Source organism: Streptomyces sp. NPDC028308, from assembly GCF_055565855.1.
In genome coordinates this window covers 432,296-456,418 of sequence record NZ_JBVHTO010000004.1, presented here as the reverse complement: position 1 = coordinate 456,418, position 24,123 = coordinate 432,296, and the positions used below count along the sequence as shown (strand labels likewise).

The 24,123-nt window shown below is 73.5% G+C and carries 21 protein-coding genes; 11 read left to right on the top strand and 10 right to left on the bottom strand.

What is annotated here, in order from left to right:
* Positions 1-185: 185 nt before the first annotated feature.
* The 3 genes from ACZ4VA_RS12230 to ACZ4VA_RS12220 are packed head-to-tail and all read left to right on the top strand — an operon-like array spanning position 186 to position 3,807.
* Positions 186-476, top strand: coding sequence for an SHOCT domain-containing protein (locus tag ACZ4VA_RS12230; protein WP_355794788.1), 291 nt, complete (start codon positions 186-188; stop codon positions 474-476).
* Positions 473-1,249, top strand: a complete 777-nt coding sequence (locus tag ACZ4VA_RS12225) for an ABC transporter ATP-binding protein (protein ID WP_468081062.1) — start codon at positions 473-475, stop codon at positions 1,247-1,249. The genes ACZ4VA_RS12230 and ACZ4VA_RS12225 overlap by 4 nt, the downstream gene beginning before the upstream one ends.
* Complete coding sequence (locus ACZ4VA_RS12220) at positions 1,246-3,807, top strand: ABC transporter permease (RefSeq protein WP_468081060.1); 2,562 nt, start codon at positions 1,246-1,248, stop codon at positions 3,805-3,807. Before ACZ4VA_RS12225 ends, ACZ4VA_RS12220 begins: the two co-directional genes overlap by 4 nt.
* 32 nt (positions 3,808-3,839) lie before the next feature.
* Here ACZ4VA_RS12220 and ACZ4VA_RS12215 read toward each other — a convergent pair whose 3' ends face one another.
* Entirely contained in the window at positions 3,840-4,355 is a 516-nt protein-coding gene (locus ACZ4VA_RS12215) for an ATP-binding protein (RefSeq protein WP_356165709.1), read from the bottom strand.
* A gap of 182 nt (positions 4,356-4,537) precedes the next feature.
* Entirely contained in the window at positions 4,538-4,861 is a 324-nt protein-coding gene (locus ACZ4VA_RS12210) for a hypothetical protein (RefSeq protein WP_355794171.1), read from the bottom strand.
* Positions 4,862-5,173: 312 nt separating this feature from the next.
* On the opposite strand from ACZ4VA_RS12210, the gene cds1 reads away from it, so the two are divergent.
* The gene (cds1, locus tag ACZ4VA_RS12205; RefSeq protein ID WP_356165707.1) at positions 5,174-6,298 is read left to right on the top strand and encodes an L-cysteine desulfhydrase Cds1; all 1,125 of its coding nucleotides are present in this window, start codon (positions 5,174-5,176) and stop codon (positions 6,296-6,298) included.
* A 302-nt stretch (positions 6,299-6,600) separates the two neighbouring features.
* Here the strand turns inward: cds1 and ACZ4VA_RS12200 are convergent, their stop codons facing one another.
* Together ACZ4VA_RS12200 and ACZ4VA_RS12195 are read right to left on the bottom strand one after the other, a co-directional pair.
* Positions 6,601-7,080, bottom strand: coding sequence for an SRPBCC family protein (locus ACZ4VA_RS12200; protein WP_452920472.1), 480 nt, complete (start codon positions 7,078-7,080; stop codon positions 6,601-6,603).
* A gap of 108 nt (positions 7,081-7,188) precedes the next feature.
* Positions 7,189-8,019, bottom strand: coding sequence for a DeoR/GlpR family DNA-binding transcription regulator (locus ACZ4VA_RS12195; protein ID WP_355794304.1), 831 nt, complete (start codon positions 8,017-8,019; stop codon positions 7,189-7,191).
* A 269-nt stretch (positions 8,020-8,288) separates the two neighbouring features.
* On the opposite strand from ACZ4VA_RS12195, the gene ACZ4VA_RS12190 reads away from it, so the two are divergent.
* The gene (locus ACZ4VA_RS12190) at positions 8,289-10,718 is read left to right on the top strand and encodes a hypothetical protein (RefSeq protein WP_468081056.1); all 2,430 of its coding nucleotides are present in this window, start codon (positions 8,289-8,291) and stop codon (positions 10,716-10,718) included.
* On the opposite strand, the gene ACZ4VA_RS12185 is transcribed toward ACZ4VA_RS12190, so the two are convergent.
* The 4 genes from ACZ4VA_RS12185 to ACZ4VA_RS12170 all read right to left on the bottom strand — a co-directional run bounded on the left by ACZ4VA_RS12185 (position 10,688) and on the right by ACZ4VA_RS12170 (position 15,477).
* The gene (locus ACZ4VA_RS12185; RefSeq protein ID WP_356238415.1) at positions 10,688-13,126 is read right to left on the bottom strand and encodes a right-handed parallel beta-helix repeat-containing protein; all 2,439 of its coding nucleotides are present in this window, start codon (positions 13,124-13,126) and stop codon (positions 10,688-10,690) included. The genes ACZ4VA_RS12190 and ACZ4VA_RS12185 overlap by 31 nt on opposite strands.
* A 196-nt stretch (positions 13,127-13,322) precedes the next feature.
* The gene (locus ACZ4VA_RS12180) at positions 13,323-13,928 is read right to left on the bottom strand and encodes an Rv1733c family protein (RefSeq protein ID WP_468081054.1); all 606 of its coding nucleotides are present in this window, start codon (positions 13,926-13,928) and stop codon (positions 13,323-13,325) included.
* 221 nt (positions 13,929-14,149) lie between these two features.
* Positions 14,150-14,980, bottom strand: a complete 831-nt coding sequence (locus ACZ4VA_RS12175) for an MOSC domain-containing protein (RefSeq protein ID WP_356165698.1) — start codon at positions 14,978-14,980, stop codon at positions 14,150-14,152.
* A 62-nt stretch (positions 14,981-15,042) separates the two neighbouring features.
* Entirely contained in the window at positions 15,043-15,477 is a 435-nt protein-coding gene (locus tag ACZ4VA_RS12170) for a DUF6643 family protein (RefSeq protein ID WP_355794410.1), read from the bottom strand.
* Positions 15,478-15,771: 294 nt separating this feature from the next.
* On the opposite strand from ACZ4VA_RS12170, the gene ACZ4VA_RS12165 reads away from it, so the two are divergent.
* Positions 15,772-17,094 carry a TerD family protein gene (locus ACZ4VA_RS12165; protein ID WP_389389226.1) on the top strand — a complete coding sequence of 441 codons (1,323 nt, stop codon included), beginning with the start codon at positions 15,772-15,774 and terminating at the stop codon, positions 17,092-17,094.
* A 4-nt stretch (positions 17,095-17,098) separates the two neighbouring features.
* Here ACZ4VA_RS12165 and ACZ4VA_RS12160 read toward each other — a convergent pair whose 3' ends face one another.
* On the bottom strand, positions 17,099-18,277 hold the full coding sequence (locus ACZ4VA_RS12160; protein WP_356165692.1) for a glycosyltransferase: 1,179 nt from the start codon (positions 18,275-18,277) through the stop codon (positions 17,099-17,101).
* A 58-nt stretch (positions 18,278-18,335) separates the two neighbouring features.
* Here ACZ4VA_RS12160 and ACZ4VA_RS12155 point away from each other — a divergent pair, with 58 nt between their 5' ends.
* Positions 18,336-19,121 (top strand): glutamate racemase, encoded by a 786-nt coding sequence (locus ACZ4VA_RS12155; RefSeq protein ID WP_356165689.1) that lies wholly within the window; start codon positions 18,336-18,338, stop codon positions 19,119-19,121.
* 104 nt (positions 19,122-19,225) lie between these two features.
* Positions 19,226-19,768, top strand: coding sequence for a hypothetical protein (locus tag ACZ4VA_RS12150; protein WP_356165686.1), 543 nt, complete (start codon positions 19,226-19,228; stop codon positions 19,766-19,768).
* Positions 19,769-19,827: 59 nt separating this feature from the next.
* Here ACZ4VA_RS12150 and ACZ4VA_RS12145 read toward each other — a convergent pair whose 3' ends face one another.
* Positions 19,828-20,904 carry an O-antigen ligase family protein gene (locus tag ACZ4VA_RS12145; RefSeq protein ID WP_388904651.1) on the bottom strand — a complete coding sequence of 359 codons (1,077 nt, stop codon included), beginning with the start codon at positions 20,902-20,904 and terminating at the stop codon, positions 19,828-19,830.
* A 203-nt stretch (positions 20,905-21,107) separates the two neighbouring features.
* On the opposite strand from ACZ4VA_RS12145, the gene lnt reads away from it, so the two are divergent.
* The 3 genes from lnt to ACZ4VA_RS12130 are packed head-to-tail and all read left to right on the top strand — an operon-like array spanning position 21,108 to position 24,113.
* Complete coding sequence (gene lnt / locus ACZ4VA_RS12140) at positions 21,108-22,721, top strand: apolipoprotein N-acyltransferase (protein WP_356165683.1); 1,614 nt, start codon at positions 21,108-21,110, stop codon at positions 22,719-22,721.
* Between the two features lie 57 nt (positions 22,722-22,778).
* On the top strand, positions 22,779-23,252 hold the full coding sequence (locus ACZ4VA_RS12135; protein ID WP_356165681.1) for an NUDIX hydrolase: 474 nt from the start codon (positions 22,779-22,781) through the stop codon (positions 23,250-23,252).
* Positions 23,253-23,312: 60 nt separating this feature from the next.
* Positions 23,313-24,113, top strand: coding sequence for a 3-hydroxybutyrate dehydrogenase (locus ACZ4VA_RS12130; protein WP_356165678.1), 801 nt, complete (start codon positions 23,313-23,315; stop codon positions 24,111-24,113).
* Positions 24,114-24,123: the final 10 nt, after the last annotated feature.

The window sequence follows — 24,123 nt, the reverse complement described above, 5'->3', positions numbered from 1 at the left end:
CGTACTGTACATACTAGTAGGTACAGCCGTCGACGGGGCAGCCGCGGCCGCCGGGAGCAGACGGCCGACCGTCGCGTACTCCCGTGGAGGTACGCGCACTGCCGCTGGCCGTACGACGACTCGGACCCCCTCCCGGAGCCAGGCTCGGAACATCACGAGGACACCCACCGAGGAGATGAACCGAGATGCAGACCCTGGCGAACTGGGACGGCGGCCCCGGCCCGTGGATCCTGTTCTTCCCGCTGATCTGGGCGGCCGTCGTCGTCGGCGCGGTGACCGTCCTGCGCCGCACCGCCCGGCTGGGCCGCGGCGGTCCCTGGCGTCCGGCGGACGGCGGGCGCCCGGCCGGTGACTCGCCGATCGCCGTGCTCGGCCGCCGCTTCGCGGCCGGCGAGATCGACGAGGACGAGTACTGGCGCCGGCTGTCCGTCCTGGACGAGCAGTTCGGGCGCACGGGCAAGGGCGGCGCGGTATGAGCGGCGCACCCGCGGCCGCCGAGGCGACCACCACCCGCCACGCCGCGCGAGTCACCGGAGCCGTCAAGGTGTACGGCTCCGGTGACACCGCGGTACGGGCCCTGGACGGGGTGAGCGTCGGGTTCCCGGCCGGCCGCTTCACCGCGATCATGGGGCCCTCCGGTTCCGGCAAGTCCACCCTCATGCACTGCGCGGCGGGCCTGGACACGCTCACCTCGGGAGCGGCCTTCATCGGCGGCACCGAACTCGGCGCACTCGACGACCGCCGGCTCACCCTCCTGCGGCGCGAGCGCGTCGGCTTCGTCTTCCAGTCCTTCAACCTGGTCCCGACGCTGACCGTCGCGGAGAACATCACGCTGCCCGTCGACCTCGCGGGGCAGCGGGGCGACACCGCGTGGATCGACGCGCTCGTCGACGTCGTCGGCCTGCGCGACCGGCTCCACCACCGACCCTCCGAACTGTCCGGCGGGCAGCAGCAACGGGTCGCCGTGGCACGGGCGTTCGCGGGACGGCCGGACGTCGTCTTCGCCGACGAACCCACCGGCAACCTGGACTCCCGCTCCGGCGAGGAGGTGCTGGGCCTGCTCGGCCGGGCCGTGCGCACGATGGACCGCACCGTCGTCATGGTCACCCACGACCCGGTCGCCGCCGCCCACGCCGACGAGGTGATCTTCCTCGCCGACGGCCGCCTGGTCGACCGCATGGAGGCACCGACCGCCGACAAGGTCCTCGACCGCATGAAGGCCTTCGACAGCAAGGGGGCGCCGTCGTGAACGCCTCCGTCCGCATCGGCGCGGCCTCCCTGCGAGCCCACAAGCGGCGCTTCGCGGGTACGTTCCTCGCGGTCTTCCTCGGCGTCGCCTTCCTGACCGGCACGCTCGTCATGGGTGACACCCTGCGCGCCGGGTTCGACACGATGTTCGGCAACGCGACGAGCGGCACGGACGCCGTCGTCCGCAACGCCGCGACGATCACCACACCCGGCGACAGCCAGGGCGAACGCCGGCCCATCGACACCGCACTGACGGCGGCGATCGAGCGGACGCCCGGAGTCGCGGCCGCCGTACCCGACATCCAGGGCGCCGGCCAGCTCGTCGGCGCCGACGGCGAACCCGTCGGCGGCCAGGGCCCGCCCACCGTGGCCGGCAACTGGATCACGGACCCCGGACTCAACCCGTACCGTCTCGCCGAGGGCCGCGCACCCGCCAGGAGCGGCGAAGTCGTGATCAACCGGGGAGCCGCGAAGAAGGGCGGCCTGGAGATCGGCGACACCACGACGCTGCGCACCCCGGACCCCGTGAAGGTGACGATCGTCGGCCTCGCGACCTTCGGCGGCGAGGACGGCATGGCCCAGGTGACCTTCACCGGCATGACACGGGCCGACGCCGAGACCTACCTGACCGCCCGGCCGGGCCAGGCCGCGGCCATCCAGGTGCGGGCCGCGCCCGGCACCGGCCAGCGGGAACTCGTCGAGAGGCTGACCCCGGTGCTGCCGAAGGGAGTCGAGGCGATCACCGGCCAGGAATCGGCCGAGGAGAACACCGACATGATCTCCAGCCAGTTCCTGACCCTCTTCACCACCTTCCTGCTGGTCTTCTCGGGCGTCGCGTTGCTCGTCGCGACCTTCTCCATCCACAACACGTTCGCCATCGTCGTCGCCCAACGCACCCGCGAAAACGCCCTGTTGCGCGCACTGGGCGCATCCCGCCGCCAGGTCACCGCCGCGACGCTGCTCGAAGCGAGCGCGGTCGCCGTCACGGCCTCCGCCGCCGGCCTCGCGGGCGGTGTCGGCATCGCCGCCGGACTGCAGGCGCTGTTCCCCGCCATCGGATTCCCGTTCCCGGACGGCGCGTTGGTCGTCGGCCGGCTCTCGCTCCTGCTGCCCCTGGCCGTCGGCGTGCTCGTCTGCCTGGGGTCGGCCGTGCTGCCCGCCGTCCGGGCGGGCCGGACCGCACCGCTGGCCGCGCTGCGCGAGACGGCGGTGGACCGGTCCGGGGCCTCACGCGGACGCGCCGCCGTCGGCGGCTCCCTGGCCGCGCTCGCCCTCGCGGCGACCCTGGTCGGCGTCCTCGCCGCGCCGTCGCTGTGGCTCGCCGGCTCCGGCGCCGTCCTGGCCCTCGCCGCCTTCGTGGTCCTCGGGCCCGTCGCGGCCGGCACGGCCGTACGGGTCATCGGCATCCCCCTCGACCGGCTGCGGGGCGTCACCGGCGCTCTCGCCCGGCGCAACGCGCTGCGCACCCCCAAGCGCACCGCGGCCACCGCGAGCGCGCTGATGATCGGGATCGCCGTCGTCTCGCTGTTCACGGTGTTCGGCGCCTCGCTGAAGGCGACCATGGACCAGACGGTCTCCCGTTCCTTCGCGGGCGACGTCGTCGTCAGCACCCCGTCCTTCGGCGCGGGCGGCAGCGGGCTCAGCCCGAAGCTGGCCCCCGCGATCGCACGGCAGCCCGGCGTCGAGAACGCCGTGGGACTCGGCCGCGGGGTCGCCGAGGTCGACGGCGAGGGAAGGGCCCTCACCGTCACCGATCCCGTCACCCTCGGCAAGGTCTTCGACCTCGGCCGGGTGGACGGATCACTGGACCGCCTCGGTACCGACGGGATCGCCGTCACCCGGGAGGAGGCCGGCCGGCAGGGCCTCACGACGGGCGACACCACCCGCCTCACCTTCACCGACGGCGACCGGAAGACCTTCACCGTCCGCGCGGTCTACGGCCGTTCGGAACTCGCAGGTGACTACGTCATCACCCGTGCCGCCTGGGCCCCGCACCGCACGCAGGACTCCGACACGCTCGTCGCCGTCTCCTTCGCGGACGGCGTGGGCACGGCCGAGGGCACGGCGGCGGTGGAGCGGACCGCGGCGGCGTACGGCCACCCCGACGTGCAGACCCGCGACGAGTACGCGCGGTCCTCGGCGGCCGGCATCGACATGATGCTGACCCTCGTCTACGCGCTGCTCGCCCTCGCGGTGCTCATCGCGCTGCTCGGCATCGCCAACACGCTGACGCTCGCGATCCACGAACGGACCCGTGAACTCGGCCTGTTGAGGGCCGTGGGACAGACCAGGGCGCAATTGCGCGCCATGGTCCGCTGGGAGTCGGTCCTGGTCGCCGCGTTCGGCACGGCGGGCGGGCTCGCGCTGGGAGGCTTCCTCGGCTGGGTCCTCGTGAAGGCCTCGGACGGAGTCTCCGACAGCGACTTCGCCTTCGCGGTGCCGCCCGTGCAGCTCGTGGTGGTGGCGCTGGTGGGCCTCGCGGCCGGAGCGCTCGCGGGTCTGCGCCCGGCCCGGCGGGCGGCACGCCTCGACGTGCTGCGCGCCATCGCCACCGAGTGACCCGTCCCCGCGACGCGGAGGTCACCGCCCGGTCAGCCGACAACGGCGGACCGGGCGGGAGCGTGTTCGGGCCTGCGCGCTTCCGAACCGAACCTGCGCACAGGCGCCTCGAGAGCGGTGGCGTACGCCGGCCGCACCGGAGTCGCCGCGGCGGAGTGAGCCGGCAGGGTGAACCACACGACCTTGCCGGATTCTCCGTTCGGCCGCACACCCCAGCTCTCGCTCATGGCGGCGACCATGGCGAGGCCGCGACCACAGGTGGCGAAGAGTTCCGGGTCCTCCACGACGGGCAGACGCGGGTCGTTGTCGTGCACCGAGACCGTGAGCCGGTCGAGCAGGAACTCGATCTCCACGGTGCACATCTTGTCGGGCTCGGCGTGCCGGTGAACGTTGGTCAGAAGTTCGGTGACGCCGAGCGCTGCGCGGTCTATCAACTGGTCCAGATGCCAGTAGCGCAACTGCGCAGATACGATTCTGCGGACCTGGCCGATCCGCGAGGGCAGGGCTTGGAGCCCCACCGTGCAATGCCTGCTTGGCTGGCTGATCACGGCTGCGACTCCCCGAATTGAGGTCCGGAAGAAGACGGAGATCGAATCCAGCAGATGGCTGCGTGGAACGACCGCCTGCTGTGATGGCCGGCGGGCTGGTTCGCAGCGTTATCGCCGGTAAACCCAGAGTGACGTGACATCAGCGTGACCCAGGGAATGCCGTCCCGCAACTCGCGACCCGTTCAACTGCTGCGTCCCGCCGCCCTGCGGACCGCCTCGATGAACCGGCGGGCGGAGGGCGGGCCGGGCTTTCCCGGCGCCGGATCGTGTTCCCCGAGGGTGAGCTGGTAGCGCGTGCCGTTGAGGTCGGCCGACGCCCGGTCGTCATGGGCGAACCACGGCTTCGAGGCGCGCACCGCCTGGACCGGCGCGCTGTCGATCTCGCTGCCGTAGCTGGTGAGCAACTCGAGCCTGCCGTCGTTGATCCGGACCTGTCCGGCCCGGGTGAGCGAGCGCAGCCTCTTCCCGATCCGCACGCCCGTGGCCGTGAACTCCGGATCCGCCATGATGCTCCGCCCCCTCGCGTGTTCGGCCGCCGCTCCGTCGTGCTCGGCGTGGTTCTTGATCCAGTGAAGCATCCCCGTGCCTGCAGTCTGCCCGCCACCGGCGTCGAGCACCAGTACGTACGACGACGTCCTGCCGGTCGGTGGGAGCACTCACGAGCATGCGCCCCCGGCGCCGCGCGCCCCGCCCCCCAGGCCCTCCTTTGAGCTGCCCAAAGATGCGTTTATGCAGGTGAGAAGCGTGAGGAAGGTGCCTATGATCGAGGTGTCCGACCATGTGAACCGGCGTCGGCGCAATGCGTAAGGAGCCTCGCCGTGAGCATCACTCCCTCGACCCGGACCGGACAGACCCTCGACGTCGACCACAGCGACCTCGCGTATCGAGCCTGGCTCAAAGAAGCGGTCCGCAAGGTCCAGGCGGACGCCAACCGTTCGGCCGACACGCACCTGCTGCGCTTCCCGCTGCCCGAGCGGTGGGGCATCGACCTGTATCTGAAGGACGAGTCCACCCACCCGACCGGGAGCCTCAAACACCGGCTCGCCCGCTCGCTCTTCCTCTACGGCCTCTGCAATGGCTGGATCCGGCCCGGACGCCCCGTCATCGAGGCGTCCAGCGGGTCGACGGCCGTCTCCGAGGCGTACTTCGCGAAGCTGATCGGCGTGCCCTTCGTCGCGGTGATGCCGCGTACGACGAGTGCCGAGAAGTGCCGGCTCATCGAGTTCCACGGCGGGCAGTGCCACTTCGTGGACGACCCGCGCCGGATGTACGAGGAGTCCGCCGCCCTCGCGGTCGAGACCGGCGGCCACTACATGGACCAGTTCACCTACGCCGAGCGGGCCACGGACTGGCGCGGGAACAACAACATCGCCGAGTCCATCTTCCGCCAGCTGGAACTGGAGCGGTTCCCCGAACCGGCCTGGGTGGTCGCCACGGCCGGGACCGGCGGCACCTCGGCGACCATCGCGCGCTATGTGCACTACATGCAGCACGACACCCGCATCTGTGTCGCCGATCCGGAGAACTCGTGCTTCTTCGAGGGATGGACGACCGGCGATCCGGCCGTCACGACCGACTGCGGTTCACGCATCGAGGGGATCGGCCGGCCGCGGATGGAGCCCAGCTTCGTGCCCGGTGCCATCGACCGGATGATGAAGGTGCCCGACGCGGCCAGCGTGGCGGCCGTCCGCGCCCTGGAGCGAGCCATCGGGCGCAAGGCGGGGGGCTCGACCGGCACCGGTCTGTGGAGCGCGCTGAAGATCGTCGCCGAGATGGTGGCCGAGGGCCGTACGGGAAGCGTGGTCACCCTGATCTGCGATCCGGGTGACCGCTACCTGGACAAGTACTACTCGGACGCGTGGCTGGCCCAGCAGGGGCTGGACATCACGCCGTACACCGAGGCGATCGAGACGCTGCTGCTCACGGGCGTCTGGCCGGACTAGCGGGCCGGCCCCCGACGGTCCCGTCCGGGACGTCAGTTGCCGATGCCGTGAGCTTCTTCAGCGGGCGCCGGCGGGGGTACGGGCGGGGCCTGACAGCACCCGCTTGCCCCGAGGGAAGGCAGCCGCGAGCCCGCCGCGAAAGCGAACGCGCGCCGCCCCGCCGCCCACCCCGAGGAACGACCGGCGGCCGCCGCGCGCGGCGCCGGCCCCGTCGAGGACGTGCCGGCGCTGGTCACCGGCGTGCCGGAGTCCCCGGGCACCCCGGCGCTCGGCGAGTCGCCCGCGCGGGTGGCCGCCCGCGCTCAAGCCGCCGTGGTGGTCAGTCGTCGGTCCAGTGCCACGACCGCGTCCTTGAAGGCGCGGCCCAGGCCCGCCCGTCCCAGTCCGAGTGCCAGCCGGAAGGGCGCGGCCCCGTCGGCTGCGAAGGTCCAGCGCACCCGGGTGCCCGACCCCGCGGGCGTGAGCCGCCATTCCTCGGCGAGCGCACGGGGTCCCGGCGCGTTCGTCACGTCCACGCGGTACGCGTACACCCGCGGTGCCTCGGCCGCGAGCACGGTCTCCTCGAAGCGGGTGCCGCCCTTCAGCCGGACCTCGCGCCCCGCCCCGTCCGGCGTCGGCCGGGCGAGCGTCACGGCCGAGAACCACTCCGGCCAGCCCGACACGTCCTCGGCGAGCGCGCGGAAGACGGCGTCGGGAGGCGCGGTGACCTCGCGTGCGAAGGTCAGGCGGAGCGGAGCCAGCTCGACGAAGTCGAGTCCGACCGGGCGCAGACGGCGTGCCATGGATGCGCAACCCCCTTGGCGGGAAGGGAATCCCGGGCGGGATCGAGCGTGCCCAGGCGTACCCGGGGCGGCCGTGCCCCGGGCGGCGCCACCTTAGCTGGCGGCCCGTCAGATGTCTGTATCGTCCGCGGGTTCGCCCGCCACCATCAGGCGGGTGGGATGCTCCGCCATCTCCTCGCGCGCCTCGGCCGGCAGCCCGGCGTCGGTGACCCAGGTGTCCACCTGGTCCAGCGTGGCGAAGGAACTCAGGCCCACCGTGCCCCACTTGGTGTGATCGGCGATCACCACGACACGCCGCGCGGACTGCACGAGCCGCCGGTTCGTCTCGGCCTCGGCCAGGTTCGGCGTCGACAGGCCGGCCTCGACCGATATGCCGTGCACGCCGAGGAAGAGCACGTCGAAGTGGAGCGCCGCGATCGCCTGGTCGGCCACGGGTCCGACGAGGGAGTCGGAGGGCGTGCGCACCCCGCCGGTCAGCACCACCGTGGCCGCGCCCTGCCGCTGGCCCGAGACGCGCTGCGCCGAGTGGAACACGTCGGCCACACGGACCGAGTTGGTGACCACCGTCAGGTCGGGCACGTCGGTGAGCTGATGGGCGAGCGCGTACGTCGTCGTGCCACCGGAGAGCGCGATGGCGGTGCCGGGGGCGACCAGCCCGGCGGCGGTCCGCGCGATGTCCTCCTTGGCCGTCAGCTCCAGACCGGACTTGGCCTCGAAACCCGGCTCGTGCGTGCTCGCCTCGACCACCGGGACCGCGCCGCCGTGCACCTTCTCCACCACACCCTGGCGGGCGAGCGCGTCGAGATCGCGGCGGACCGTCATGTCCGAGACGCCGAGCTTGCGGGTCAGTTCGTTGACGCGGACTCCGCCGCGACGGCGTACCTCGTCGAGGATGAGGTTGCGCCGCTGCTCCGCGAGGAGGTTCTGATTCTCGCTCACGTCCGCTCCGGTTCCTTTCGCCTCAAGCCGCCCGACACGCCGTCCGAACCCGCTCCGGCGAGGACATTCGCCTCGCCCGGGCTCCGCAGGACGTCCCATACTCGCACGGGTCACCGACAGTCGCGCCACTGCCTGTGCACGCGTCACCACGGTCACCGTCACACGTACCGGGGAGATTCCGTGACGAGAGGTGTGAGCCGGTCCCGGAACGGAGATCCTGTGCCTGCACATGACACGCCAGACGGGCAGCACGGGGGAAGTGCGGAACAGTGGAGCGTGCACGACATCATGGCCCGGCCGGGGAGCACGGCGACTCCCTCCAGGACTCGACGAGGGAACACGCCGTCCCTCCGCAGCCGCCCGGACGGGCCGAGCCCGCCCTCGAACTCCTGGTCCACGGAGTCGGCGGCGCCACACCCCAGGACATGCTCGGTGATCCGCGCACGGTGCGGATCACGGGCGACGAGACGGCCGCGGTCTACCGGCGCGCCGACGACGCCGACGCCGAACGGCGCCCCGACGGCCCGCACGCGAAGCCGGTGCCGGAGGCGTACGTCTGGTGCAACCTCACCTCCGGCAACGGCTCCCGCGCCCTGTGGCTGTTGCTGCTGCCGTTCATGGTGGTCAACCTCGCGCACTGGATGCGCCCCACCGCGCAGGACCGGACGCGCACGGTACGGCTGTACGGCCTGCTCGTCCGGCTCGTCGGCCTCAGCCTGACCGTGCTCCTGGTCGCCGCCGCCTGCGAGGTGGCACTCGACCTCACCGCCTGGCAGTGCGCGGGCACGCGCGCGTGCGCCGAGAAGCACTCCTGGCTCGGCTTCCTCGCGCCGACGACGTCCGGTGACGGCTGGTGGAGCACGCCGGGGCGCAGACTCGCCCTGGCCTCGGTGGTGCCGGCCGCGCTCACCGGACTGCTCTGGTACCTCTCCCACCGCACCTGGAGCGCCTACGAGTCGCAACAGCCCCTCTCCCGCCGGGCCGAGCCCGACGAGGAGACCGGCCGCACCGGACTCGGCCGCCCTGGATTCTGGTACGGGCGACGCCTGGTGGCCCGGCTGCGCGCCGCGCACACCGCGGCGGGCTTCCTGACCGTCGCCGCGGCCGTCGGCACGTCGGCCGCGCGTCACGACCGCGGGTCCGACGGGCCGGCCCTGCTGGACGCCCTGGGACGGCTCCTCGACGTGACCCTCCTCCTGGGGGCGGGCGTCGTGGTGTGGGTGGTGTGCAGCAGGGGCCGCAGCGAGAACCGCCTCGACCGGGAACTGGACGGGACGCTCACCCGATGGCTGCCCGGCGGCACCCTCGTCCTGCTCGCGCTCACCGTCCTGTACGCCGGCTGGTCGCGTCCCGGCTGGGAGTCGGCCGGGCGGCTCCCCGGCGACATGACGTTCGGGGCCGTCGCCCTCGGACAGGGACTGCTCGTCGTCGTCCTCGGCGTCGTCGCGCACGTCCTGTACCGCACCCGTCCCGACGCGCGTACCGCGATGCGCGGCCTGGCCGGTCCCGCCGTCGCGATGCTGGCGTGCGCGCTGGGCGGCGTCATGTCCGGGGGAGTGGCCCAGCGCGTCGCCGACTGGCTGGACGGCACCCGGGACGCGCTGGTGAGCCCGCCGGTGCTGCTGACCTGGCAGGCCTCCGCGATCCCGCCCCTGCTGCTGGTCCTGCTGGTGCTCGCCGGCTGGCTGGCCGCTCGCACCCGCCTGCTGCGGCACCGGGAGATGCGCGGGGTGGAACTCGACTACCCGGGCGAGGCGAAGGACACCGTCCGCACCCGCCGGATCGCGTCCACGCGCGCGCATGCCGCCCTCACCGACCGCGCCCCCCGGATCATCGGGATCACGTCCGCGGCCACCCTGCTCCTCGGCGCCGCGGCGCTGCTCGGAGCGGGGCTCACCGGGAAGGCGCCGGGCGAGGCCGCGCGGGGCTCGTCCGCCTTCGTGCAGGGCGCGGCCCAGACCGCGCAGGCTCTCGGGTCCTGGCTGATCGGACTCGGCTTCCTGCTCTTCGTCACCTGGGGGCGCCGCGCCTACAAGGACGCCGCCGCGCGGCGCACCATCGGCATCCTCTGGGACGTCGGCACCTTCTGGCCCCGCGCCGCGCACCCCTTCGCACCGCCCTGCTACGCGGAGCGCGCCGTCCCCGACCTGACCTGGCGCATGGACACGTGGACCCGTGCCACCGGCGGACGCCTCGTCATCTCCGGCCACTCCCAGGGCAGCGTGCTCGCGGCCGCCGCGGCCTGGCAGCTGAAGCCCGCCGTCCGCAGACGGGTCGCGCTCCTGACCTACGGCTCACCGCTGGAGCGGCTGTACGGGCGCTGGTTCCCGGCGCACTTCGGACCGGCCGCCCTGACCTCCCTGCACCGCGAGGTCGACTGCTGGCGCAACCTGTACCGCCCCACCGACCCGATCGGCGGGCCCGTACGGCTGCCCGGGGACTGCGGCCCCCAGGTCGACCGCGAGGCCCTGCGCGACCCCCTCGCCTACGGCCGCACCGAGCGGCACCCGCTGCCCGCGCCGGTCCTCGGGCACAGCGACTACCAGGCCGATCCGGCGTTCGACGAGGAACGCGAGCGGCTGCTCGCCCGGCTCACGCCCGGTGTGCCGGGGCCGCGCACCCGGGAGGACGACGGACCGGCCGGCCCGTCGCCCCACGAGGACCCTCCTCAGGGCGCCTCCGGCAGGTCCTCCGCGTAGAGCAGGGTGAGGTCGTCCGTGCTCGGCTCGGCGAGCTGGGCGACCCGCCCCGCGTGCCGCTCGACCATCGCCTCGAAGGTCTGGCGCGCCGTGCGGCCGTTGCCGAAGGCGGGGCCCTTGGGGAGGTCCGTGAAGTACTTGAGCAGCGCCTCGGGCGCGCCGGGCGCGAGCCGGTACTCGTGCTCCTCGGCCTGCTGCTCCACGATCCTCAGCAGCTCCTCCGGGCCGTAGTCGCCGAAGGTGATGGTCCGTGAGAAGCGGCTGGCGACACCGGGGTTGACGGAAAGGAAGCGCTCCATCTCGGCCGTGTAGCCCGCGACGATCACCACCACCGCCTCCCGGTGGTCCTCCATCAGCTTCACGAGCGTGTCGATCGCCTCGCGGCCGAAGTCGCGGCCCGAGTCCTCCGGGGACAGCGCGTACGCCTCGTCGATGAACAGCACACCGCCGCGCGCCCTGTCGAAGGCCTCCTGGGTGCGGATCGCCGTCGAACCGATGTGCTCGCCCACCAGGTCGACGCGGGACACCTCGACCAGGTGGCCCTTCTCCAGCACACCGAGGGAGGCCAGGATCTCGCCGTAGAGCCGGGCGACGGTCGTCTTGCCGGTGCCGGGGGAGCCCGTGAAGACCAGGTGGCGGCGTGCGGAGGCCGCCTTGAGGCCCGCCTGTCGGCGCCGGCGGCCCACCTCGATCATGTCGGTGAGGGCGCGCACCTCGCGCTTGACGCTCTCCAGGCCCACCAGGGCGTCGAGTTCACCCAGTACGGCCGTCGAGGGCCGCGCGGGCCGGTCGGCCTCCGGCGCCGGCGCGACGAGCGGTTCCTGCTCGGTGGTGCGCTGGCCGGGGATGGCGCCCAGCAGGCCGGGGGAGTGGCTCGCCGTCTGTACGGCCGTCTCCTGCGCCGGGGGCCGCGGGCCCGCGCTCTCGTCGCTGGTGCAGTCCTCAACGAGCGGTCCGCCGTCGGACGCCGTGCCCGTGCCGGCGTCCGCGAACTCGTATCCGCCGCGCGCGCAGCGCTCCGTCCGGCACTTCTTCAGCGTCGTGCGGCAGCCGTCGATCACGTGGAAGCCGTAGCCGCCGCTGCCCGTGACCCGGCAGTTGTGGAAGCTGCCCCGGCCGCCCGCCGACACGTAGAAGCCCGCCTCGGCGGGTGAGTCCACCGTGCAGCGCTCGATGGTGGGGTCGGCGCCCTTGGTGACGATGACGCCGGTCTGGGTGCCGTCCACGGTGCAGCCGGACAGCGTGCCGCCGCTGCCGTGGTCACGGAACCAGGCGCCCGTCGCGGCGTCCCGGATACGGCAGTCGTCGAGCTGCGCGGTGGCGCCGTCGCTGACCGACACCGCCGTGTTCCGGACCTGCGAGAGGTCGCTGTCGACGACGTCCGCGCGCGAACCGCGGTCGAGGACGAACAGCGCGTCCGGCACGTCGTGCACCCGGCACGACTCCAGGACGACCGTCGCGCCGTCGCTGACCCACACCGCGGGGTAGTCGCCCGTGCTGTCGAAGATCTCGCACTGGTTGGCGTCGACGCGGGTGCCGGGATCCCACACGGACAGGCCGTTTCGGCCGAACTGGCGCACCGTCGTGCGCGTCAGCGTCAGCACCGAGCGGGAACGCAGGTCCACCGCGTTCTCCGGGATGTCGTGGATGCGGCAGTCGGCGAGGGTGAGGACGGCGTCGGTGTCGAGCGTCACGCCGTCCGCGGTCGTGCGGTGCACGTCGCAGTCGGTGAGGTGCGCCGTGGCCCGTCCGGTGATCTGCACCCCCGAGCCCTTGACCTCGTACACCTCGCAGCCGACGGCCTCCAGGGACGAGTTCTCGCCCGTCGCGGACAGGCCCGCGCCCGAGGCGTGGTGCACCCGGCAGCGCTCCAGCCGCGGGCGGGCACCGCCGCGCACCGCGACGCCGGACTGCCCGGCCGCGACGACCTCGCACTCCTCGAAGACCCCGCCCCCGCCGTCGACCACGGCGATGCCGATGCCCGCCGGGTTGTCGACCGTGCACCGCCGCACCGTCGGGCGGGCACCGCCGCGCACCTCGATGCCGGCCGCGGAGCGCGTGACGATCCGCAGGTCCGTCAGCTCGGGCGTGCCCTCCTCGACCAGCACCGCGGGCGCCGCCGCGTCCTGCCCCTCGATGTGCAGGTCCTGCACCACGGCCGAGGCCCGCACGGTGAGCGGCACCCCGTCGACCGGCGCGATGCGGACCGAGCCGGGTGTGCCGTCGGGGCCGCGCAGCGTCACCGCGCGCTGCACGACGAGGTTCTCCCGGTAGGTGCCGGGGGCGACGGTGAGGACGTCGCCGTCGGCCGCGGCCTCAAGGGCGGCGGCGAGCGAGGCGTACTCCCCTGTGCGGCGCCGCCACCGCGAGGTGCCGGTGTGCGTCACCTGGACCGTGCCCTGTGCCATGGCGCTGCTGTGCCCCCACCTAGTCGTACGCGGGTCCTGAGAGGCCGACCGCGTCATGCCGGAGATCCGATCCCGCCCAAGGGGGATCCGATCGTGTGTCGCAGACAGAGGACGACCTCTCACGAGGTGCCGAACAGTTCGGCCGGTCCACCGTAGCGTGCGCGGACGCGGCGGGTTGACCGGAGCGGCAAGGCGGTCAGCTGCCGGTGCCCGTCCTTCCCCAGTCGGGGCCCGCTCTGTCCCAGGCCCGGTCCCAACGCGCGTACCTGCGAAGGGTCATGCGCCACATGATCAGGCGCCGCCCTCCCTCGACGAGTCCGACGGTCAGCGCCGCCGCTCCGAACCCGGCCAGGAAGGCGTGCGTCGTCGCGGTCGCGGAGTCCAGAGGACGGGCGGCCAGGCGGCCGTGCCGGTCGGTCCACACCGTGAAGTGGTCGCCGCGGTGCGGGGTTCTGAGGTCGGCCGTCACCGCGCCGTGCCGTGCGGTGCCGTCCGGGCCGGTCCAGCCGGCCAGCACGCGGCTGTGCGCGTTGCCCGCCGACGAAGTCTCCGGATCCGGGTCGAGCGGGGAGCGGTCGAGCCTTCTGACGACGGTGGCGACGACCGGATGGCGCGCCTGGCGCTGCTCGCGGACGGACTGCTGAAGGGCCCGCTGGGCGGCGCCTCCGACGACGGCACCGACGAGGGGCGCGGCGCCCAGGACCAGCAGGACGGCCGCCAACGCCAGCCAGGCTTCGATCAGATCGGTCGTACGGCGCAGCGGATTGTGCCGCCACCGCCAGAGTCCGCCGATTGCCCGCACCGTCCCGCACCCCCTTCCCCCTCCGTGACAACCCCCGCGAAGCCGTCCACGCGTGAGCCCGGCGAAGACGGAGCGATGTCACCCGCCGGTCCCGCGAGGCCCTCTCATGGACTTCTCACAGGCTTTCAACGACCGTGCGGGGCCTTCGGGTTCCCCGCTCAAGGGTTCCCTCACGCATTCCGGCGGACACGGGGCCCGGCGGAGGGCGGCGCGTGCGGTGGTCAGCCGAGGATGCGGACGGGGTCGCCGACCCGCACGGTGCCGCGGGACTCGGGAACGAGGTTCTGCCCGAAGGCCAGCTGGTCGCCGAAGCGGCGGTGGCGGCCGAGGGTGCGCAGCGGTTCCTTGCCGCGCTCGGCCGTGCCCTGGTCGGTGGTGGTCACGACGCAGCGGCCGCACATCTTGGCGACCCGGAAGGAGACCTCGCCGATGGCGATGCGCGTCCAGTCGTCCTCGGCCCACGGCGGGGTACCGGCCACCACCACGTTGGGCCGGAAACGGTTCATGGGCAGCGGGCCCTCGTCGGGGTGGTCGCCCTGCGCGATCAGGGAGTTGAGGGCGTCCAGGGAGGACTGCGTCGTGAGCAGCAGCGGGTAGGCGTCGGCGAGGCTGACGGTCTCACCGGGAAGGGCGTGCGGGGCGTCGTCGATGGGACGGCGCGTGGCGGGGTCGTCGAGGTGGACGAGCGTGACGTCCACGCCCAGGTACGCGCTGAACCAGGTGCTCGCGGACGCGTCGGCGGCGACCGTCTCGACCTTCTGGCGCGGGAACTTGGCGGGGATCGTGACGGCGGGGTCGGGCACCGGCACGGTCAGCGGGTCGGTGCCGGGCGCGGACAGCCGGATGCCGCCGCCGGGCAAGGGCTCGGCGGCGGCCAGTGCGAGACGGGGCCGCTGCCGCTGGGTGACGACCTTGCCCGCCTCGTCGATCACTGCCCAGCGCCGGTCACCGGCCAGCCCCCAGGGCTCCACCACGGCCTCGCCGGGTGCGTGGCCCCGCAGTGCCTTGACCGGGTGGACGTGAATCGCTTGCAGCGCCGGGTTGTTCGCCATGAGGCCATGGTGCCAGGACGCGGCGGTCACCCGGGACCCGGACCCCGAGGGGCCCGGGGTGCTCAGTAGCCGCGGTACTGCTGCCCGTTGTTGTACGGGTCCTGGTACGGCGCGGGGGCGGGGCGTGGAGCCGCGGGGCGCATGGCCTCGTAGCCCGTGTTGGCCGCCATCGGACGGGGCTGCTGCTGCTGGTGCCCCGGGTAGCCGCGGGGGCCCGCGGCCTGCTGGGGGATGTAGCCCGTGGGCGCCTGGTGCAGCGGTGCGGGCTGCTGGGCCTGCGGGTAGCCGTAGGAAGGCTGGGACGGTCCGGCCGGCAGCGCGGGGAGAGCCGACGGCAGCGCGGGCAGGTGGCTGCCCGTGTCGTATGCGGAGGGGACCCGGATGGGGGCGATCTGAGGGGTGCCACGTTCCGCGACGAGGGAGTCGTAGATCGGGGTGTCCGGGAAGGACGGCGCGGAGTAGTAACCGCCGCCATAGGTGGAGCGGGGGGAGGTCATGGCACATAAGTTAAGCCCACGATGTGCTGGTTGGGGAGACCGATAAGAGGGTTGTTTTCCGTGTCGGCGGTGACGTGGGATCCCCAATGCGAGCGAACTCGGCAAAAAAGGACGCCAAAGAGGGTTCAGATCGTGTAAAGGCCGAGTTCCTGGCGGGTTACCGGCGGTTGGCCACCGGTCTTCCGGCCCGGATCATGGGCGTTCGGGGCTCGGGGGAATAGGTTTGGCCGAACGGGTCCGACGAGCCGGTCGGATCCTCTGCACTGTCCTGGGTGGCTCGGTGCGAAGACGGTGATGGGGGCGTACATGTCAATGTCCAAGGGGTCGAACGTGGCCGTGCCGACGGCCGCGCTGCGGGTCGAGCTGGGCCGGGGTTCCGGACCCGGGGTGCCCGACGCCGACGCGTCGGCGCTGCTGCTCGTCTCGGGAAAGGTGCGGTCGGACGCCGACTTCGTCTTCTACAACCAGCCGGTGCACTCCTCCGGCGCGGTCCGCCACGAGGGCAAGGGGACCGCGGGCGGCCAGGCGACCGACACGCTCCTGGTCGACCTCGCGCGCGTGGAGCCCGCGATCGAGACCATCGTCCTGGCCGCGTCGTCGGACGGCGGCACCTTCGGACAGATCCCCGGTCTTTACATCCGCGTCCTCGACGCGCAGGGCACCGAGATCGCCCGCTTCGACAGCGCCGCCACCGTCGAGACCGCCTTCGTCCTCGGGGAGTTCTACCGCCGTCAGGGCGCCTGGAAGTTCCGCGCCGTCGGACAGGGCTACGACAGCGGCCTGGAGGGACTCGCCACGGACTACGGCATCACCGTGGACGAGCCTCAGCACACGCCGCCGCCCGCCGCGCCCCGCACGCCGCCCCCGGCCGCCCCGCCCGTGAACACGTCCCGGCCGGTCGCCCCGCCGCCGGTCGCCCCGCCCGTCACCATGCCGCCGCCCCACCCGGCCCCGCCGCCCGCCCCGCCGACGGCCCCGGTCCGGCTGACCAAGGTCACGCTCACCAAGGAGGCCCCCTCGGTCTCGCTGGCCAAGCAGGGCGGCACGTCCGGCGCCATGCGCGTGAACCTCAACTGGGAGGTGCGCAAGCAGTTCTCGGGGTGGGCCAGCAAGCTCGGCCGGGCCGTCGCGATGCACTCCGACCTCGACCTCGACCTGTGCGCCCTGTACGAACTGTCGGACGGTCAAAAGGGTGTCGTCCAGGCGCTCGGCAACGCCTTCGGGGCTCTGCACCAGCCCCCGTACATCCATCTCGACGGGGACGACCGCACCGGCGCCGCGGCGAGCGGAGAGAACCTCTCCATCAACCTCGACCACAAGCAGCGCATCCGGCGCATCCTCATCTTCGTCACCATCTACGAGGGGGCCCGCTCCTTCGCCGACCTGCACGCCACGGTGACGCTGCACCCGCTGAACGGCGCGCCGATCGACTTCTCGCTCGACGAGTGCACGGTGCCCTCGAACGTCTGCGCCCTCGCGCTGATCACCAACAACGGCGGCGACCTCGTCGTCCAGCGCGAGGCCCGCTACCTGATCCCCGAGCGCGGGGTCAGCCCGCAGCGCACCGTCGACTACGCCTACGGGTGGGGCATGAACTGGACCCCCGGCAGGAAGTGAGCGCTCAGCCCTCGTCGAGGACCGCGGCGTCCGGACGTGCGTAGGTGCGGCCCTTCCAGGCCGCACCACGCCCCCGGTAGTGCTGCACCGCCGAGTCGACCGTCATCAGGAGGTAGAGGAACGCGGTGGCCGGCAGCAGCGGTGCCAGCCACGCCGGCTGACGGTAGTAGCGCAGCATCGGCAGGTAGGTCGCCGTCATCACCAGCCACGCGAGCCCGCCGGCCGCCGTCGCCCCCGCACTCCCCGCGGCCAGACCCGCCGCGAAGGTGACGGGTGGCGCCAGGTAGACGAGGGCGAGCCCCAGGACCGTGCCCAGGAGCAGCGGGGGGCTGTGCCGCAGCTGCGCGTAGGCGCTGCGGGAGACCATGCGCCACAGGTCGTGCAGCCGGGGGTAGGGGCGCACGCTGTCCACCCGGTCGGCGAGACCGAGCCAGATGTGCCCCCCGGAGCCCTTGACCGCGCGCGCGAGTGCCACGTCGTCGATGACGGCGTGCCGGATCGCGTCCGGGATCCGCGCCCGCTCGGCGGCGTCGGCGCGCAGCAGGACGCAGCCGCCCGCCGCGGCCGCGGTCCGCGACCCGCGCACCCCGATCCGGCGGAACGGGTACAGCTGGGCGAAGAAGTAGACGAAGGCGGGTACGACGAGCCGCTCCCACACGCTGTCCACGCGCAGCCGGGCCATCAGGGAGACGAGGTCGAAACCGCCGGTGCGCGCCGCCGTGACCAACTGCCTGAGGCTGTCCGGCGCGTGCGCGATGTCGGCGTCCGTCAGGAGCAGATAGGCGGGGGTACGCGCGCGTGCCAGGCCGATCCCGTGCCGGACCGCCCACAGCTTGCCCGTCCAGCCGGCGGGGGGCTCGCCGGGGGAGTCCACGGTGAGCGGCAGCCCGCCGTGCCGCCGGGACAGTTCCCGGGCCAGCTCCCCGGTGCCGTCCGTGCTGCCGTCGTCCACCAGGAAGATCTCGGCCCGCCCCGGATAGTCCTGGGCCAGCAGTGAGGGCAGGCTGTCCGGCAGCACCGCGGCCTCGTCCCGCGCGGGGACGACGACGCAGACGGACGGCCACTCGTCCTGCTCCCGGCGCGGCGGCAACCGCACGTCGGTGCGCCAGAAGAAGCCCTGGCAGAGCAGCAGCCACAGCCAGGCGGCGAGTGATCCCACGGCGATCCACACAACGGCGCTCACCCGTCGAAGTCTGCCCCACCCCGCCGGGCCGCCGGGGCGGATCGTCTATGGTGACCGGGTGAAGATCGCGCTCATGGACTCCGGAATCGGCCTGCTCGCCGCGGCCACCGCGGTACGCCGTCTGCGGCCCGACGCCGATCTCGTCCTCTCCTCGGACCCCGGCAGCATGCCCTGGGGACCCCGCACCCCGGAGGACGTGACCGCCCGCGCCCTCGCCGTCGCCGAGGCCGCCGCCCGGCTCGAGCCCGCCGCGCTGATCGTCGCCTGCAACACCGCCTCCGTACGCGCCCTGCCCGCCCTGCGGGCCCGCCTGGAGCCGGGCGTGCCCGTCGTGGGCACGGTCCCGGCGATCAAGCCGGCCGCGGCGGGCGGCGGACCCGTCGCGATCTGGGCCACGCCCGCCACCACCGGCAGCCCGTACCAGCAGGGCCTCATCCGCGAGTTCGCGAGCGGGATCGACGTCACCGAGGTGCCGTGCCCCGGGCTCGCCGACGCCGTGGAGCACGCCGACCAGAAGGCGGTCGACGCGGCGATCGCGGCGGCCGCGGCCCTCACCCCCGCCGACGTCACCACCGTCGTCCTGGGCTGCACCCACTACGAGCTGGTCGCCGAGCGCATCCGGGACGCCGTGCAGCGGCCGGGACTCCCGCCGCTCGTCCTGCACGGCTCGGCCGGCGCCGTGGCCGCCCAGGCGCTGCGCAGGATCGGTGAGCTCCCCGCTCCGGACGCCCCCGCGACCGGCTCCCTGACCGTGCTGCTCGGCGGACGCGAGGGAACGCTGCCCGAGGCCGCGCTCGCCTACGAGGAAGGCCGCCTCCTGCAGTCGCTCAGCCCCGCGAACTGACCCGGCGCGACCGACGGGTCCGCCCGCGCGCCGGCCGCCCGGCCGGAGCAGTGACTGTCCGCCACCAGGTACCAGCACAGCGAAACCTGAGTAGTCTCATACGCATGAGGGACCACCCCCACGGCGAGAACGCCCCCCACCCCGAGGTCTGGACGGGACGCGCGCGGAACCGCGTCCAGTGGCTGCCGGCCCTCGGCGGTGCCGCCTGTCTGGCGCTCGGTATCGAGCTGGCCGTCGACTCCGCATGGACCTCGGGCAGCGCTCCGCTCGTGATGTCCGTCGTCGGATGCATCGCGGCGGGACTGCTCATCCTGTTCGGCACGCTCGCCTTCGTGCACGTGGCCGTGCGGGTCGACAAGGACTGCCTCGAGGTGCGCTGCGGCCACATCGGTGTGCCGCGCCGCCGCATCCCGCTGTCGCACGTGGTCACGGCGGACTTCGCGCCCCAGGTCACCCCGCGCCAGTGGGGCGGCTGGGGATACCGGTGGCGTCCCGAGAAGGGGACGGCCGTCATCGTCCGGCGCGGTGAGGGAGTGGTCCTGCGCCTCGGCGACGGTCACACCTTCACGATCACGGTCGACAACGCGGAGGCGGCCGTACGGATCATCCGCGACCACCTGCGTCCGGGGACACCCGCGGCACCCTGACGCCCACGGGGGCCCGCAGGGCACGGAGGGCGCCGTGAGGTCCTTGCCCGACCGTCACCTCAGAACGACACCCCGCGCGAGCGTTCCCCGGCGTCGGCGTCGTCTCTCTCCTCGGCCAGCGGCCGGGCAGTGGCGATGCCCGCCAGCAGCCCCGCGCCCGCCGTCACCGTCGTGAAGCTCAGCGCGTTGCCGACCGCCGCGATGGCGGCCAGCGCGGTCAGGGCCGCCCCGGCGCTGAGCGCGACGGGCGTGGAGCGCGGCGACCGCCACAGCGCGTACAGGACCCAGCCGAAGGCCACGGCCAGCAGTGCCACGCCGACCACGCCCTGCTCGGCGGCCTGCTGGAAGGCCGCGGAGTGCGGTTTGCCGTCGGGGGACGGCGACAGCGCCGCGGTGGCGCTCAGCTCGCCGAAGCGGCCCGGGCCGGCGCCGAGCCCCGGATCGCGGCTCACCATGCCGAGCGCGTCCTGCCACAGCAGGACCCGGTGCTCGGTGAGCCGGCCCTCCAGGGCGGCGGTCGGTCCCTCGGGGAGCGCGTTCTCGGCGATCGCCCACGTGGTGCCCGCGACCAGGGCCGCCGTGAGCCCGAGGCCGGCCAGTCCCAGGGCCCGGTGCCGCAGCCGGCCGCCCGCCAGTGAGCACAGGAGCACCCCGACGCAGGCGGCGAACCCCGTCGTCGAGCCGACGAGGAGCGCGGTGAGCGTCGTCGCCGCGGCCAGCGCGAACAGTGTCAGGCGCGGTCCCGGGGAGCGGGCCGCCGAGGACGCGCAGCAGGCGGCGCCCGCGGACAGGGTCAGCAGCGCGGCGGTCGCCCCGGTGTGCCCGAGCGGCGACAACAGCGCGGGGGCGGTCGTGATGTGCGGGGCGGCGAGCGCGAGACCGAGACCGGCCAGGGCGCCCGCGCAGGGGGCGGCGACCGGAAGCAGCGCGCCGCAGATGCGTCCCGAGGCGTAGCCGGCGGCCAGTGCGAGGACGGCCAGAAGTACACCCTCCGGTCGGCCGTCGCGCGCCGCCGCCGAGACGAGGGCCCAGCCGGCGCACGCGGCGAGGACGATCATGCCCGTGGCGTCCGAGGTGCCGCGTCTCTCGCCCGCGGCGGACGCACCGGCCGCGGACTCCGTCCCCGTGGACCCCACCCCGTCGCCCCCCGACCCGTGACGCCCCCCGGCCGCCGATAGCGCCTCCGGTCGCACGTCAGAGGCGTGGGCACACCGTAACGGCTGATGTGCCGTTTGTGGACGAGTTGCGCAGAAACGTTGTGCCAGACGGGTCCCGGCCACCCCCGGGCCGCCGCCGACCGTGCTGTCGGGGCCCAGGTCACGCGCCGTAGACTCGCCGGGTGACCGCGACCGCAACCTCCGTGGACGAGCCGGAACAGCTCGGATCCCAGGCCCTGCCCCTCTCCCGCGGTGCCCGGTGGGCGCGGCGGCTCGTTCCGTCCGCCGCCGCGGCGCTCGCCGGAGTCCTGCTCTACGTCAGTTTTCCGCCACGCACCCTGTGGTGGCTCGCGCTCCCGGCCTTCGCCGTCCTCGCCTGGACGCTGCGCGGCCGCACGTGGAAGCGGGCCCTCGGTCTCGGCTACCTCTTCGGCCTCGGTTTCCTGCTGCCCCTGCTGGTGTGGACCGGCGTGGAGGTCGGGCCCGGCCCGTGGCTGGCGCTCGTCGTGGTGGAAGCGGTGTTCGTCGCGCTCGTCGGTGCCGGCATCGCGGCGGTCTCGAAGCTCCCCGGGTGGCCCCTGTGGGCGGCGGCCCTGTGGACGGCGGGAGAGGCGGCACGCGCGCGTGTGCCGTTCGGCGGCTTCCCCTGGGGCAAGATCGCCTTCGGCCAGGCCGACGGCGTCTTCCTCCCGCTGGCCGCCGTCGGCGGCACCCCGGTGCTCGGCTTCGCCGTCGTGCTCTGCGGCTTCGGGCTCTACGAAATCGTCCGCCAGGTGATCGAGGGACGCCGCACCGGTGCCGTACGGCGCGGGGCGGCGGCCGTGGCCCTGCTCAGCGTCGCCGTCCCGGTCGCCGGAGCGTTCGCGGCGCGGTCCCTCGTCAGCGACGCTGCGGAGGACGGCACGGCCACCGTGGCCGTGATCCAGGGCAACGTGCCGCGCGCGGGACTCGACTTCAACGCCCAGCGGCGAGCCGTCCTCGACCACCACGTCCGCGAGACCGAGCGCCTCGCCGCCGAGGTCGAGGCCGGCAGGGTCGCCCGGCCCGACTTCGTGCTGTGGCCGGAGAACTCCTCGGACATCGACCCCTTCGCCAACCCCGACGCACGCGCCGTGATCGACCGGGCGGCCCGGGCGATCGGCGCGCCCATCTCGGTGGGCGGTGTCGTCGAGCGCGACGGCAAGCTCTACAACGAGCAGATCCTGTGGGACCCGGACAAGGGCCCCGTCGACACGTACGACAAGCGGCAGGTCCAGCCGTTCGGCGAGTACCTGCCGCTGCGCTCGCTCCTCGGCGCCATCAACGAGAACTGGACGTCCATGGTGCGCCAGGACTTCAGCCGCGGCACCGAGCCGGGCGTGTTCACCATGGCGGGCACCCAGGTCGGCCTCGCCACCTGCTACGAGGCCGCCTTCGACTGGGCGGTGCGCGACACGGTGACCGGCGGCGCCCGGATGATCTCGGTGCCGAGCAACAACGCGACCTTCGACCGCAGCGAGATGACCTACCAGCAGCTCGCCATGTCGCGGGTCCGGGCGGTGGAGCACAGCCGCACCGTAACGGTCCCGGTGACCAGCGGCGTCAGTGCCGTGATCATGCCGGACGGGCGCATCACCCAGCGGACCGGGATGTTCGTCGCGGACTCCCTGGTCCAGAAGGTGCCGCTGCGCTCCTCGCAGACGCCCGCGACCCGTCTCGGGATCCTGCCCGAGATGGTCCTGGTGGCGCTCGCGCTGGGCGGACTCGGCTGGGCCGCCGCCTCGGCGGCCCGCGCCAGGCGGGGCGGCGACCTGTAGGACCCGGCGGCCACGGTTGCCCCCGAGGGGGCGCGGCCAGGCCGTTAGGGTCGCTCCATGGCTACTCCAGACTTCATCCGCACGATCCGCGCCTCCGCCGGCCACCAGCTCCTCTGGCTCCCCGGCGTCACCGCCCTCGTCTTCGACGACGAGGGCAGGGTGCTGCTGGGGCGCCGCACCGACACCCGCAAGTGGTCGGTCATCGGCGGCATCCCGGATCCGGGCGAGCAGCCCGCGGCCTGCGCCGTGCGGGAGGTCCACGAGGAGACGGCGGTGCACTGCGTCGTCGAGCGGGTCGTGCTGGTCCAGGCGCTGGAACCGGTGACCTACGCCAACGGGGACACCTGCCAGTACATGGACATCACGTTCCGGTGCCGTGCCGTCGGCGGTGAGGCCCGCGTCAACGACGACGAGTCGCTCGACGTCGGCTGGTTCGACGTGGACGCCCTGCCCGAGCTCAACGAGTTCGGACTGTTCCGGATCAAGCAGGCGCTGTCGGACGCACCCACGTGGTTCGACCCCATGACCTGAGGGCGAAGTATGGGTGGCGGCCATATCGGGAGGGGTGCGGGCGCTGCCTAGGGTCGAGACATGACCGCGCTCAGTGCCCTTCCGGGTCTCCACGCCCCGTCTCTCGACCTCGGCGGCCGCACCGCCCTCGTCACCGGCGCCGCGAGCGGCATCGGCCGCGCCTGCGCGCTGCGGCTCGCCGGAGCCGGCGCCGAGGTGAGAGCGGTCGACCGCGACGCCGTGGGCCTGGACACCCTCACCGAGCAGGCGGCGGGGCTGGCGGGCACCGTCGAGTCCCACGTGCTCGACCTCACCGACCTGGACGCGGCCGAACTCGCCGCCGCGGGCACCGACGTGCTCGTCAACAACGCCGGACTGCAACTCGTGCGCCCGATCGAGGAGTTCCCGCCCGACGTCTTCCACACCGTGCTCACCGTGATGCTGGAGGCACCGTTCCGGCTGATCCGCGGAGCCCTGCCGCACATGTACGGGCAGGGGTGGGGCCGCATCGTCAACATCTCGTCGGTGCACGGGCTGCGGGCTTCCGCGTTCAAGTCGGCGTACGTGTCCGCCAAGCACGGCCTCGAAGGACTGTCCAAGACCGCCGCCCTGGAGGGCGCCCCCCACGGAGTCACCTCCAACTGTGTGAACCCCGCCTATGTGCGCACCCCACTGGTCGAGAAGCAGCTCGCCGACCAGGCGCGGGCGCACGGCATCCCCGAGGAGCAGGTCCTCACCGACATCCTGCTGCGGGACAGCGCCGTCAAGCGCCTCATCGAACCGTCGGAGGTCGCCGAGGCCGTCGCCTACCTGTGCGGCCCGCAGGCCTCCTACGTCACCGGCACGTCCCTGACGCTGGACGGCGGCTGGACCGCCCACTGATGCGCCGGCC

Excerpts from the sequence above, each read along its gene's own strand:
- ACZ4VA_RS12230 (WP_355794788.1), top strand. The coding sequence starts at position 186 with ATGCAGACCCTGGCGAACTGGGACGGCGGCCCCGGCCCGTGGATCCTG.
- ACZ4VA_RS12225 (WP_468081062.1), top strand. The coding sequence starts at position 473 with ATGAGCGGCGCACCCGCGGCCGCCGAGGCGACCACCACCCGCCACGCC.
- ACZ4VA_RS12210 (WP_355794171.1), bottom strand. The coding sequence starts at position 4,861 with ATGGCGGATCCGGAGTTCACGGCCACGGGCGTGCGGATCGGGAAGAGG.
- ACZ4VA_RS12200 (WP_452920472.1), bottom strand. The coding sequence starts at position 7,080 with ATGGCACGCCGTCTGCGCCCGGTCGGACTCGACTTCGTCGAGCTGGCT.
- ACZ4VA_RS12185 (WP_356238415.1), bottom strand. The coding sequence starts at position 13,126 with ATGGCACAGGGCACGGTCCAGGTGACGCACACCGGCACCTCGCGGTGG.
- ACZ4VA_RS12175 (WP_356165698.1), bottom strand. The coding sequence starts at position 14,980 with ATGGCGAACAACCCGGCGCTGCAAGCGATTCACGTCCACCCGGTCAAG.
- ACZ4VA_RS12170 (WP_355794410.1), bottom strand. The coding sequence starts at position 15,477 with ATGACCTCCCCCCGCTCCACCTATGGCGGCGGTTACTACTCCGCGCCG.
- ACZ4VA_RS12165 (WP_389389226.1), top strand. The coding sequence starts at position 15,772 with ATGGGGGCGTACATGTCAATGTCCAAGGGGTCGAACGTGGCCGTGCCG.
- ACZ4VA_RS12150 (WP_356165686.1), top strand. The coding sequence starts at position 19,226 with ATGAGGGACCACCCCCACGGCGAGAACGCCCCCCACCCCGAGGTCTGG.
- ACZ4VA_RS12135 (WP_356165681.1), top strand. The coding sequence starts at position 22,779 with ATGGCTACTCCAGACTTCATCCGCACGATCCGCGCCTCCGCCGGCCAC.
- ACZ4VA_RS12130 (WP_356165678.1), top strand. The coding sequence starts at position 23,313 with ATGACCGCGCTCAGTGCCCTTCCGGGTCTCCACGCCCCGTCTCTCGAC.